Source organism: Corynebacterium sp. HMSC05D08, from assembly GCF_001807215.1.
In the GTDB taxonomy this organism is placed as follows: Bacteria; Actinomycetota; Actinomycetes; order Mycobacteriales; family Mycobacteriaceae; genus Corynebacterium; species Corynebacterium striatum.
The window spans coordinates 43,390-55,875 of the sequence record NZ_KV788330.1; the positions used below are offsets into that span (position 1 = coordinate 43,390).

General features: G+C 55.8%; 8 protein-coding genes and 2 pseudogenes. 1 reads left to right on the plus strand and 9 read right to left on the minus strand.

Features of this window, described 5'->3' with window-relative positions; genetic code table 11:
* The first annotated feature begins 2 nt into the window (after positions 1-2).
* Positions 3-386 (plus strand): hypothetical protein, encoded by a 384-nt coding sequence (locus HMPREF3148_RS13830; RefSeq protein WP_239662594.1) that lies wholly within the window; start codon positions 3-5, stop codon positions 384-386.
* A 142-nt stretch (positions 387-528) separates the two neighbouring features.
* Here HMPREF3148_RS13830 and HMPREF3148_RS06545 read toward each other — a convergent pair whose 3' ends face one another.
* The 9 genes and pseudogenes from HMPREF3148_RS06545 to HMPREF3148_RS06575 all read right to left on the minus strand — a co-directional run bounded on the left by HMPREF3148_RS06545 (position 529) and on the right by HMPREF3148_RS06575 (position 12,175).
* Entirely contained in the window at positions 529-1,125 is a 597-nt protein-coding gene (locus tag HMPREF3148_RS06545; RefSeq protein ID WP_049063251.1) for an RloB family protein, read from the minus strand.
* Between the two features lie 16 nt (positions 1,126-1,141).
* The gene (locus HMPREF3148_RS06550; RefSeq protein WP_049063249.1) at positions 1,142-2,473 is read right to left on the minus strand and encodes an AAA family ATPase; all 1,332 of its coding nucleotides are present in this window, start codon (positions 2,471-2,473) and stop codon (positions 1,142-1,144) included.
* Positions 2,474-2,887: 414 nt separating this feature from the next.
* Positions 2,888-3,043, minus strand: a pseudogene (locus tag HMPREF3148_RS14235) (transposase); the annotation flags it as partial.
* Positions 3,044-3,105: 62 nt separating this feature from the next.
* Positions 3,106-3,327 (minus strand): annotated as a pseudogene (locus HMPREF3148_RS13840) (transposase); the annotation flags it as partial.
* Positions 3,328-3,368: 41 nt separating this feature from the next.
* A complete protein-coding gene (locus HMPREF3148_RS13845; protein WP_049063248.1) occupies positions 3,369-3,803 on the minus strand; it encodes an IS5/IS1182 family transposase in 435 nt (144 codons plus the stop codon).
* 276 nt (positions 3,804-4,079) lie between these two features.
* Positions 4,080-7,274 carry a type I restriction endonuclease subunit R gene (locus HMPREF3148_RS06560; protein ID WP_049063246.1) on the minus strand — a complete coding sequence of 1,065 codons (3,195 nt, stop codon included), beginning with the start codon at positions 7,272-7,274 and terminating at the stop codon, positions 4,080-4,082.
* Positions 7,275-7,309: 35 nt separating this feature from the next.
* The gene (locus tag HMPREF3148_RS13850; protein WP_070508910.1) at positions 7,310-8,494 is read right to left on the minus strand and encodes a restriction endonuclease subunit S domain-containing protein; all 1,185 of its coding nucleotides are present in this window, start codon (positions 8,492-8,494) and stop codon (positions 7,310-7,312) included.
* Between the two features lies 1 nt (position 8,495).
* Entirely contained in the window at positions 8,496-10,127 is a 1,632-nt protein-coding gene (locus HMPREF3148_RS06570; protein ID WP_049063245.1) for a class I SAM-dependent DNA methyltransferase, read from the minus strand.
* A gap of 53 nt (positions 10,128-10,180) precedes the next feature.
* A complete protein-coding gene (locus tag HMPREF3148_RS06575) occupies positions 10,181-12,175 on the minus strand; it encodes a hypothetical protein (protein ID WP_049063243.1) in 1,995 nt (664 codons plus the stop codon).
* Positions 12,176-12,486: the final 311 nt, after the last annotated feature.

Consider the following 12,486-nt stretch of genomic DNA (forward strand, 5'->3'; position numbering starts at 1 on the left):
GCGTGCACGTCCGCTTCGCGTCTGGCGAGGATCCGTCACTGGCTGCCGCTGCTGTCGCGCTCACCAAGAAGTGCGCGGGCGATGCGCTGTACGTCGATGCTGCTGCCACGCACCCGGAGAACCCTCTCGGATTCCCATATGGCACACGTCCTCGGCGAGCGTGGCTTGGGCGAGGACCCGCCCGCTACCTCGATGAGGTACGCACCGTCGCCATGCCGGATTACATCGTCTACCTTGGCCGCGACCTTGGGTACGACGAGGCTGGCAAGGACATCAAGATCTGGGACATCGAGCCCGCCACCGCCGTCGAGGAAACCCGCGAACTCGCAGACGGCCTAGGCTCCCGCGTGCTCTACATGCTGGGCAAGCTCGGCGCATCGAGCTGACTTCTGAGGATGCGCCTGTCAGTGCCTAATCTGATGGCTTAGAAGTCCCCTTCGCTCCGCTACACCTTGTAAGTTTAGTGGACTCCTCGCGTCTCGAAGCTGATATGTTGAAGTCATACGGGATAGCGATCTGAGCAGTCGTTTAGAGGTCTTTCATTACACCAATGGCTTTTAAGAGGTGGGGAATGGCTGTTGAATTCTTAGAGCCTATCTCATTGGGGCCATGCATCTTCACATTCTTCATTGCCTGATCTAAATTGTGGAATGGGAAACTTTCAGCGAGGTGTTTCTTATTCTCTAGGAGACCCAACGTGTTTGCTTTTGCTGAAAGGGTTGCGCGTGTGTAGACATGAGTCAGTTTTGAGTGGTGCGCAAGCAGCCAAACCTCGAAGCATTCATTTGAGACGATAAATTGGCATGTCCGATTGCGGGTCGATAATTTTCGTGCTTGTGCGAACCCTTGTTCCAGTTGATTCTTGCTGCTCGCATCAACATCGACGACGAAATAGACTTTGTCGAATTCTTCGCGGCTGATCGCATTTTTGCTTTTCTTGACTATGTTTTCTGGCGAGTGGGATTCGTTAATAATTTGGATACCTGGCAAGCGGTAAAGACTTTTGAGCTCGTTGAAATATTCGATCTCAGTAACGCTGCCTTGAGCAATGATGAGGATCCTATCGTTCGCCTTTCTGGATCCTTCCTTTCGCTTTCTTCTTTGTCGATTCGACTTAGCGCTCATCTTTGCGGCATTCTCCCTATGTGGACGGTGCGAGAAGAGATAGGATCTTGGTTACTTGGGCGGAGTTCACGATCGGAATGGCGCCGTAATTACCCTGTAGATAGCGTTTTTCAATATTGTGAGAATCGCGAACTGGGAATTCGTCGAGACTGAAAAGCTCCGAATATGTGGCAGTTTTTTCAACAAACCAGATCTCGCTTCTTGTCAGCACCTCACTGGGGTGCCGACCAACTAGGGTGCTGTCATGTGAGGAAAAAATCAACTGAGCACCGTGCTTGTTTAACTCTGCGTGATTAAAGAAGCTGATCAGCTCTCGGACTAATACCGGATGTAGCGAACTATCGATCTCGTCAATTAAGAGGACACTACCCTGCGTTAGCGCGTAGAAAGCGGGAATAGCTAGGTCAATCCAGGCCCTTGTACCAAGTGATTCTTCAGATTCCTGCAGGTCGAATTGTTTTCCACTGGCATCGGAGTGCTTGAACTCGATGTATTTTAAGTAGTCCTGCACATCCTCCTTTTTCAGTCGAATTTCCGTATAAGCTTCGGGCTCCTCGCCGAAAAGATCGGGCTGGTCTGGGTGGAGCAAGAGGTGAATCTGGCGGATTTTTTCCGGTGCTTTTTCTTCGATGCTGACACCGCTGATGCCGACATCAGCGAATTCGAGTGATGCACGCAGAACTTCCATCCATGCAGTGTTCTGACTAGCCAGTTCGATGAGCCAGGAATGGCGAGCGTATTGCTCGCTTTCGCGACCGGCAATGAAAGGAAGAACGCCGTTGGTCCACCATCGAGATGCCTGAATATGGTTACTAGAGCTTTGAACGCGCAACCACGCTGACAACGTTAGCGTCCAAGGGGCGAGGAAACCTTGTACATTCTCGCGAATAGCGCGAGTGAGCTTGGCCTCTGGCTGAAATTCAACATCATCCCGATTTCGACTGAATATTAGCCGCCAATTCCGCTCAGGGTTTGCCTTCAAGGTCTCGGAAATGACGCCGTCATCATCAAGGTGTAGGGCCCACAAATACCGGACATCATTAGTGACATATTCGACTTCGAAGCTCGTTGGTTCATCGGTATGTAGTTTGTGCGGAACTCGCATACGTTCGACGGAAGAATCGGAGGTGACAGAGCTCAAAACTGCGTCGCGCAATAATCCTAAGGATTTGAGAATTGTTGTTTTGCCAGACGCATTCGCTCCAAAAATTGCGGCACGGGTCTCTATATTTTCGTTCCAGCTCTCTCCAGGGCGCGGACGAAGTGTCTTGAAACTTCTTTTCTGCAGGTCAAGGACTGTCTCTTCGTAGAAGGATTGGAAGTTCTTGACGCTCAGTGTTAACAGCATGCCTATATCCTACGGCGTGCCGCGTTCAAATTAGGCTATTGTCTCAATTTTTGCACAAAAGCTACGAAATTTTCACTTCTAGGTATATTTGCACTGGCGGGATTCGATCCGGATTACTGTGCTTCCAAAACCGTGCTGGTAATCCACCTTGCCGTAATCGTCGCATTCGCTCTGAAGTGCTGCAAGTCGCCCCGTGACCTAATTTCTGGAAGGGTACGCTCGGGGAGAATCTGGCTGCTGCGTTCATGAACCTGCGTCTTCTGGATACTAGCCCGGATTTTTCATCCGCTTCCTGTGGCATGTTGAATTTTTAATGTGTTGTGGAGGGCGGGTTTGGGGCTGGTTAGTACCCGGTTGTCCCTCCGGAGTGGGGCAGGTCCACGGTTCTGCGGTGGTGTGGCTAGGTCGTGTCTCTTAATTGGGTTTAAGCCAGTCAAACACGGCAAATAGGACCATGCAGCCTCGATAGTTGATGGCGTGCTTTTCACATCGGGTAGCAAGGCCCCTCCACTGCTTGGTACGGGAGAAAAATCGCTCGACGACGATGCGAACTTTGTACCGATTCGCATCACGCTTGGGAGGGCACCCGCCTTTGGCACCTTTACTTTGCGGTTATTGACCTGGTCTTTTCTCTAAGGTGAGACAAACTTAATACCCTGTCGGCGGCAATGGTCCCGGTTAGCAGCAGACGAATACGCTCGATCTGCAATCACTACGTTGGGGCGCACACGCGGCCGACCGGCATCTGACAGATTAGGAACACGCAGCTCTTCGAGGACGTCAGGCAAGACCACACCGTCGTGGCATTGCCCACCGGTGACGATGATGACCATCGTGCGGTCTTTGCCATCAACGCCGGCATGTGTTTTCGTCGCAAGCCCTCCGCGTGTCCTGCCTACAGCGTGACCTGCAGGTTCATCGCAAAGCGGCGAGGAATTCTTGTAATTTGTACGAGCCCCCCTGTGTGCTGATCGGGTCGGGGTGTATTCGTGGCGTGCTGGTGTGCACGCGAAAACATGCCATCGACGCTTAGTGCCCAGTCGATGTCGCCTTCAGCGTCTTTCAGCGCCAGGACGTGTTGATGGATGGCGCCATAGATTCCCGTGTTCGAGTAGAGATTGTGGCGTTTCCACACCGTCTGCCAAGGCCCAAAACGTTCTGGAAGAACTTGCCATGGGCATTCGACGTGGAATCTGTAGACAATGACTTCCATGATGGTGCGGTTGTCAGAAAATGGCCTGCCAACTTTTCCGGCGGTAGAGGGAAGGCGTGGCGCGATAATCTCCCATGTAGTCTCGGGAATCTCGCGGAAATACTCAGATCTGCTCATACCGAAAAATCTTCCACTCTCACTCTCCATTCATTAGGAGACACGACCTAGGACGATTGACTATGCCCTCGGCCGACTTCGAGCTTGAGCGATTTGAAGCTCGGGTTGCAGATACCCTTGATGAATTCAAGGATGGCGCCTGCGCCTCTTCGTTGTCTTGGATTGAGCTGGGTTGGTGGGCCGCATCGCTGAATTTCGCTGGCGAATCGATGCGGCTGGTCTCACTTGGGGCGCTGTTCCTGCCGTCGGAGCTTAGAAGAAATCACGAAACCGATTCTATTCTCGCGACATCTCTGAATACCTCGGCGCGAATTTTTCCATCTGTTCAAGCACGAGCTTGATGGCCTCTGGCGCCTTGTCCGGTGGATACTTGTAGTCGCGTAGCAACCTGCGGACCGAGCGTCGTAGTTTCGCACGTACGTCATCGCGTACTGTCCAGTCGGTCTTCGCATCGCGGCGCAGCATGGAAACGAGCTGGCGTGCGATTTCAGCAAGAACTTCGTCGTCCATGAGCTCGGTTGCGGATTCGTTTGTCGACACCGCGTCGAAGAAGGTGAGCTCATCATTGCCTAGTGGCGGGGTGAATTGTTCACCGCGTTTGCTTTCCTTGACAATCTCCTTGGACAGGCGGATGAGTTCGGCGATAATTTCGGCGGCCGTGAGCTGCTGATTGGTGTACCGATTCATCAGCTCGGTGATCCGCTCGGAGAACTGCTTGGAGCGCAGCTCGTTGTTTCCTGTGGCGGTGCGGGCTTCCTGCTGGAGCTGGCGGCGCAACGCATCGATGAGCAACGAGACCTCAGAGGGGGATTGTTTGTCCTTGAACAGGTCGACGGTGAGATCTTGCAAGTTCGGAATCTCAATCCCGGCCTGGCGGTAGATGTCGATGACACCGGTGGCCTCAGCCGAATCAACGACCAACTTGCCTAGGGCGTTGCGGATGGAGTCGCTAATCGGCTCGCCATTGGCCACGCGGTCGCCCGCATCGAGCTTGATGAGCCAGTTCTTGACCTCGGAATAGAACTGCACGCTCGGACGGAATTCATCGGCGGCCGGGCTGTTGGACGCAAGCGCCCATGCACGTGCGAGCCTTCCTGCCTGACGCTTGAACTCGTCCGCGACGGGACGCGCATTTGGCTTCTCGGGGTCGTAGTTGCCTTCGGTTCTTGGATTGCGAAGGAAACCAGTGACATCGAGCAGGGCACGACGAAGGTTGGCGTCATCGATGAAAGCGGTGTTCTTCCATTCGATTCCCACAATGTCGTCGAGACGAGCCAGGAATCCCTTCGCCAGAGTTAGTGCTTCCTCAACGTCCTGGCCTGTGACCTTGGTTCCGTCGTCGGAAGGGTTAAGGGTGAACTCCGCAAGAGCTTTCTCCAGGTTCTCCACCAGCGGAGCATAGGCGACAAGGAGGCCATCCTGCTTGTTTCGGAACGTGCGGTTCACACGGGCGAGGGTCTGCATGAGCAGTGCACTCTTGAGTGAACGGTCAATGTAGAGCGTGTGCAGGGGCGGTGCGTCGAAGCCGGTGAGCATCATTGATTGGACGATGGCGATTTCCAGCTCGTCGTCGACGTCCTTGATGCGGTTCTTCACTGCCTTGAGCGCGCTCGGGCGGCGCATGTGGACCTTGAGCTCATCCGGGTCGGACGGCGCGGCAGAGTAGATCACCTTGATCTTGCCCTTGTCATCGGCATCCGAATGCCACTCAGGGCGCAGCGCCACGATCTTGGAGTAGAGGCGCGCCGCAATGGAACGCGTGGCGGTGACAATCATCGCTTTGCCCGGTGCACCGATGAATTCCCGCATGTTTTCGCGCCGGTCTTCCCAGTGGCGAACAAAGTCCTCAGCGAGCGCATCCAAGCGGTCGTCGGAACCGTAAATGATTTCCAACGCGGCGACGGAGCGCTGAATCCGGTCGCGCTCCACCTCGTCGAGACCCGTGAGCACTTCCTCGGCAGAGTCATCAATATCGTCATCCGTGATTCCAGCAATGCGCTTGAGTGGGATGAGGCGCGGCTCGAAGTAGACGGGCACCACGGCACCATCTTCGACGGCGCGGTTCATGTCGTAGACATCCACGTCGTCACCGAAGACCTTGCGCGTATCGCGGTCCCATTCCTTGAGCGGGGTACCGGTAAACGCCAGCATGGTGGCATTCGGCAACGCATTGCGCAGGTGCTGTGCGTAACCATCAGCGGCGGTATCGCCAAAGCCATAGTGGGAACGGTGTGCCTCGTCGACGATGACCACGATGTTGCTCCGGTCAGAGAGCAACGGGTGCTCGGTCTCACGCAACTCACCCTGGCCGTTCAAGCCAAACTTCTGGAGGGTAGAGAAGTAGATGCCACCGGAGGTTTTCTGCGACAGCAGCTCACGCAACTCAGCACGCGACTCGATATTGCGCGGTGCCTCCGGCAGGATGGTGGACCGGTTGAAGGTCTCGAAGAGCTGCTCATCTAGCTCGGTACGGTCATTGAGCACAATGACGGTCGGGCTGAGCATCTCGGACCGGCGCATAATCTTGGCGGTGTAGAGTTCCATCTCCATGGACTTGCCGGCACCCGTCGTGTGCCAGATGACGCCAGCGCGCTTGTCGCCGCGCGCCGCCGTGATCGTGGAACCCACAGCCTTGGTCACCGCGAAGTACTGGTGCGGCTTCGCGATGCGCATGACTAGCCCCTCGGCCGTGTCATCGAACGCCGTGAAGTCGCTGTAGAGCTGCCCAAAACGCTCCACATTAAACAGACCATCAAGCAACAGGTCCAGTTGCGTGACCGGCTCGCCGGCCACAACCATGTTGTCGGATGGGACAGGACGGCCGTCCTCATTCACGTTCCACGGTGCGAAGTGGTTCCACGGAGTAAACGGCGTGCCGTACTTGGCGCTGAGGTCATCCGAAGGAATCACAATATTGGCAAAGCGGAAGGCCATGCCGAATTCCTTGACGTACGTCTGCAGCTGATTGTGGGCGCCTTCGATTGAGGTATTCGCGCCCGTCTTCTTCAGCTCGATGAATGCCAGCGGCATGCCGTTGACGTAGCAGACCACATCGAAGCGACGTTCCCCATCAAGGTTTGCAACGGTGACCTGGTTGAGCGACAAATAGTCGTTCATGTGCGGCTGTGAGGACAGGAAGACGATGGTCGGGTTCTGGATATTGCCCTCGTGGTCGATGTACTCGATACCGCGATAGCCTTCCACCAGAATCTGGTGAATGCGTCGGTTCTCCGCAATCGCGGACTGCGACTTCGGCGTGATGACCTCACCAATCGCCTGGTCGAGGTACTCCTCCGGTACGCCCGGGTTGAGGTTGCGCACGGCATTGCGCAGACGCCCGCGCAGCACGATGTCATTCCACGTGTCGCGCTCGCCGGAGCCCGGCGCAAAGTCCGGGCCATGCCCAGACACCCACTCCAGTTCCGCCAGGTGGTCCTGAACGATGAGTTCGAGGGATTCTTCGCTCAACATGAGCTTCTCCTTAGGAGTTGTAGGGGTAGGGTTGCTTAGCTTTCCGACGCCGCCGTGTCCGCAACGTCCGCAGCCTCCTCCGCTTCACCGACCGTGATGCGGCCGCTCATGAGGAGGGGAAGGAGTTCGTCGCGGGTTCGGGCGAGGACGTGGTTTTCATGTATAAGGGCATTGCACTTTGGAATGAGTACATCCATTAGTTTGCCAAGCTCAATCGACTTCGGGTCATCGGGATCAGGGATAGCGCAGCTTGCGATATCAGCCCATTTTGCTCGGGGCATTCGAGTACCGTTTGAATTCTGCGTCGCAATAGCGACGGTTTCCTCGGCACTCATTGCTGCCAGTAATAAGCCTCGATAAGAGTCTTCGCGAGGACGGACAACGAGAACGTCGGTGGAACAATAGCCGCCGATTGGAGCAACACCTACCTTATGGAAGTAGGGGCGCAACTTGCCGAAGAGTACATCGCCTACCAGGAATGATGACTTCGCAGAGGTAGCTTCGGGTACCTGCGTATGGCGTGAGATCCAAATTTGTTTTGAGTCGAAGTGCTCGAGATTGATAAGAGCCTTTGATTCATCCATTTCTTCTGGTTTGACATTCTTCTTAACCAGTTCGCCGATGCTCTCAATTGCGTGATTGCTAGATTTCGGAATTGCTGTGTATAGATTTTTGACGAGCTCGTTAGCCGTTGCGAGTACGCGAACATTCGCTGTGATTTTGTCGTCGAGAGCCCGGAGCGGAGCAGATATGGATTGCTGTTGTCGTACTGAAAAATCGGGCAGTTCCAGTTGCTCCAGCATTCCTTTCGTGAGAGCAGCTCGTGAAGCTCCGGATGATGCGAGCGTCAATAGGTGCTGTTTTACCTCGGGGGAATACAACCAGTACATAAGCCAGTAAGGGTCGAGCTGGTCTGGATTTGCTCGGATGATAGCGACGTGTTGATTGACGCGGGCTTGCTGTCGACGGTTCCAGATTGCGACTCTTGCCGTTGAGTCACCGGTGATATTTAAGAGCACATCATTGAGGTGGACACTGACACCTTCCATCGCTTGAGCTTGTTCTTCAGAGATAAAGGCTAGGCCTGATTCGTGGAATGACAGATCTATTATGTTCTGGGAGCGAATAATCGGAATTCCGGAGTCGATGTAGGCGCTCTTGCCGCCACGAGGTGTCGAGCCTGAGCCAATTTTGGTAGTCAGTTCTTTCAGGTTGGGCATGTTACTTCAACCTCCCCAGCTGTTCGCGCACAACCTTGTCTAGGCGGGCGGCGTCGTCAAGCGCGGCGGTGAGCTCGTTGGTGAGTCGGGTGATTTTCTCGTTGATGGGCTCGTCGTCTTCTTCGACCTCGGCGAAGCCGACGTAGCGGCCGGGGGTCATGGCGAAGTCGGCGTTGCGGATGTCGTCGAGGGAGGCGGACTTGCAGAAGCCGGCGATGTCCTCGTAGGCCTCGTCCTTCGGTGCGGAGGTGCGGCCGCGCCACAGGCGGAAGGTGTCGGCGATCTTCTGGATGTCGTCGTCGCTGAAGGTGCGTTCCGTGCGGTCAATCATGTGGCCGAGCTCGCGGGCATCGATGAAAAGCACCTGGTTGGTGCGGTCGATGGTGCCCTTGGAACCGGCCTTCTTGTCTTTGGCGAAGAACCAGACGCAGACCGGAATCTGCGTGCCGCGGAAGAGCTGTGCAGGAAGTGCGATGACGCAAGAGACGATGTCGTCTTCGACCATAGCCTTGCGGATATCGCCTTCACCGGAGGAGTTCGACGTCATCGTGCCGTTGGCCATGACGACGCCGGCCTCACCCTGAGAGGTGAGCTTGGAAATGATGTGCTGCATCCACGCGAAGTTTGCATTGCGCTTGGGCGGGACGCCGTACTTCCAACGGGAGTCCTCCTCGTTTCGCGACCAATCCTTGATGTTGAACGGTGGGTTGGCCATGACGTAGTCCATCTGCTTGTCCGGATGGATGTCACGGGCGAAGGTGTCGGCCCAGCGCTCACCCAAGCCAGCAGAGCTAATGGCGTGGATGGCCAGGTTCATCTTGGCCATGCGCCAGGTGCGCTCATTGAGCTCCTGACCGTAGATGGCCAGAGCAGTGCGGTCTTTCTCCGTGGTTTCGAGGAACTTCTCTGCCTGCACGAACATGCCGCCTGAACCACAGCACGGGTCGTAGACGCGACCCTGGGTCGGCTCCAGGATTTCTACGAGGGTACGTACGACAGGGCGGGGAGTGTAAAACTCGCCGCCACGCTTGCCCTCAGCACGGGCGAACTTCTCCAGGAAGTACTCGTAGACCTCACCCAGCAAATCGCGTGCGCGTTCTGGCCCCTCCGCGGTGAAACGCGTGGTGCTGAACAAGTCGATGAGTTCGCCCAAACGACGCTGGTCAACGCTTTCCGAGGCGAAGTTCGTGGGCAGGGTACCTAACAGTGACTCATTGTCCAGCATGAGCTGTTTCATCGCGTTATCGATGAGCTTGCCGATGGACTGGTACTCCTGGCCGGCGTCGGCCGACTTGCCCTTCGAGTTGTCACGCAGGAAGGTCCAACGAGCGATGGGGTCGACCCAGAAAACGTTCTTCTCACGGTAAGCGTCGATATCCTCCAGGTCTTCCTGGATGTACTCTTCGCTATCGCCGCGCTCCTCGCCTTCGGCACGCAGCTCCGCGCGACGGGCATCGAAAGCATCAGTGACGTATTTGAGGAACACCAGTCCTAGGACGATGTCCTTGTACTGGGAGGCGTCCATGGAGCCGCGCAGCTTGTCTGCTGCCTTCCATAAGGTGTCCTTGAGCTCTTTGAGGGTGGTGGCGGAGGCAGGCTCTACGTTCTGCTCATCCTTGACTGAGTTAGTCATTTTTTCTCCTTACATATAACGGTGTTTGTGTGTTTGAATGTTGAACTCTGTTATTAGCCTGGTGGGGATTGTGCACGAGATTCAGCGATGGTGACAGCACCGGTACCTATCGACATGACGAGGCCGTGCTCAAGTTCATCGAGGCTATGTAACTGTTCTAAGAGCTGCTGGCGTCGTGCGCGGAGCTGGTGCTCGACTGAGCAGAGGTGCTGCGCATTCTTGCGAGGCAATACGGGGAAGTACACCGATCCCAACTCGGAGGAGACAGCTTCGTTGATAGCCTTCTCTACGAGGTAGGGAATGCAGACCTGTTCCAAGGGCGTGTGGCTGCGTCCACGGAAAGTGCGGCATCGTAGTGCTTGAGCCGGTGCAGTGACTAGCTTGCCGCCTTCCTCATCGATGAGCGCGCGTGGTCTGGGGCTCTTGATGAAGACCACGTCCCCTGGTTCTGTGAGGGTGCCGCGCGGTGCAATGTCCTCCAACCGGAGACGATCGATGCAACGTGCGCCCTGTGGAATGCTCCCCAGAATTTCGGGTTCACCGATGAGTTCCAGTTTTGCTACTGCTTCGGGGGCGAGATCACGTTCGGCAATGCGGGAGCCGCTGAGTTTCTGCAGCACCCCAGTGCGAGCGTTGGTCGCGGCCTTCCACGGTAGGTACTCAAGGCGCGTTGCCCCCGATTCAGCGCGCATACCAATCTTTGGCTGCGCGTCCTCCAACCCTGCTGAACTGATGTCTAACCCTGCCTGATGCGCGGTGTGCATGAGATCGGCGGCGGAAGACGTCGACGTAGAAGAAAAGACCGAGTCATCGAGAGAATGAGTACGACTGCGCCAGGCATCAGCGGCGCGAAGAATACGACCGCGGACAAAGGTGTGCTTGCGTGCTTCATCCGGTGTGGTGAGCATGGTTGCCCAGTCAGAGACGAGACCGGGTGTCTTAAGGTCCGGCACGTCAGCGATAACGGCAGCAGCATCGGCAGGGTTGCCTATGGCCTCGCGATTAGGGCGCTTGAGAATCCATAGTGCGCCCTGCTGCTGTCCGCGGTCCGGAAAAATGCCTCGGGGCAGCCGTGCACTGTAACGCAGTGGTGCAATCGCGCCGGTTTCAGTCGGTGCGAGGAAACGCCGTCGGACGACCTCCGCTAAAGAGTCCTCGATAAGCATGTCTGCGGTGGAAATACAGAACATTGCGCCGCGTTCGTCCAAGTTGTCGAGCAAGTCCTGGAGGTGCTCGAAGTATTCGGTCGCATTTTTGAGAGGGGAAGGAGCGCCGAGGACGATGAGAGAATTTGTCGGGATCTCCTCGCTAGCGTCGATGAATTCCACGTTTCGGCACGCTAGTTCGGCCCAATAGAGAGAGTCTGGTGCGCAGTCCTTGCGATATCCGATGTTGAGCGCCAGCGTTTCTTCGAGTTCCCGGGCGAGTCCAGTGACGAAACCTAGGCTGTATTCATCAGTAGGGATGATAGGTGGAGTTGGGTTTTCTAGCGTGAGGGCTTCCGATACTGCTTGCATAGCGCGGGAAGTAAAACGGGAAGAGAGTGTTACCTGGCGCTGAGCACTGAGGTCATCTGCAAGACGGGCGAGCGCGGTCGCGGGCCCGAAAGCTGCCTCGGCTACCTGCTCTGCTGCTTGTGCGATGTCAGCTTCAGAGGCATCAGAAGGAATGTTGTCTGCTGCGCGCTGGTACGCCGCGGTAAGAGAGTCGATTACTGCAGCAGAGGGCGAAAAATCCTGAGGGGAGGAAGCCGTGTTGCAGTTCAAAAGGCCCAACGCCGCGCGTGCCGGATTGCGGAGCAGCATTCGGTAGAGCGAAGAATAAAAGAGGGCATCTTCAACGGCTGTGTCGCGGCGGCCGAGCTTAGTTGCTCGCAGCCAATCTTGAATTTCGGTGATGGCGTAGTAGGGGTGGCCATCATGTTCTCCGCAAGGGGAGGGGAAGGGCGCGATGGATTCTGAGTTAAAGCGCTGAATCCACTCGTTGACCGCGGGGCGCGTAACGCCGGTCAGCCGGGCGACATCGGCGAGTGTCAGTGTTGCGGTCACTTGAGGCCTCCTTTCATAGGGTAGTGATGGGGAACAAGGGCGAGCGGTCATCGCTGATCGCTCTGTCCAATACGTTAAATGAACTCGATTAAAGTACCCAGCTTTTAGTCTGTTAATTATCCTGAAGGGGGCTTAAGGCCGATTAATTAATAATGAAAGAGTGTTGCCCAAGAGTGGTTTGGTTTTCGCGGGGATCGGGCTTCAAAGTCGACATGTGCATGGCTATCGTCTCCGCGCTGAGCATGTTCGACAACAAGCTGGCTCCGTTCTGGAACGAGGGCAAGGCGCTTGAGCAGGAGCGCGGCCACTAA

What these genes read in the sequence shown, in the direction of transcription:
- HMPREF3148_RS13845 (WP_049063248.1), bottom strand. Translation starts at nt 3,803, where the DNA reads ATGAGCAGATCTGAGTATTTCCGCGAGATTCCCGAGACTACATGGGAG.
- HMPREF3148_RS06550 (WP_049063249.1), bottom strand. Translation starts at nt 2,473, where the DNA reads ATGCTGTTAACACTGAGCGTCAAGAACTTCCAATCCTTCTACGAAGAG.
- HMPREF3148_RS13850 (WP_070508910.1), bottom strand. Translation starts at nt 8,494, where the DNA reads ATGCCCAACCTGAAAGAACTGACTACCAAAATTGGCTCAGGCTCGACA.
- HMPREF3148_RS06560 (WP_049063246.1), bottom strand. Translation starts at nt 7,274, where the DNA reads ATGTTGAGCGAAGAATCCCTCGAACTCATCGTTCAGGACCACCTGGCG.
- HMPREF3148_RS06545 (WP_049063251.1), bottom strand. Translation starts at nt 1,125, where the DNA reads ATGAGCGCTAAGTCGAATCGACAAAGAAGAAAGCGAAAGGAAGGATCC.
- HMPREF3148_RS06570 (WP_049063245.1), bottom strand. Translation starts at nt 10,127, where the DNA reads ATGACTAACTCAGTCAAGGATGAGCAGAACGTAGAGCCTGCCTCCGCC.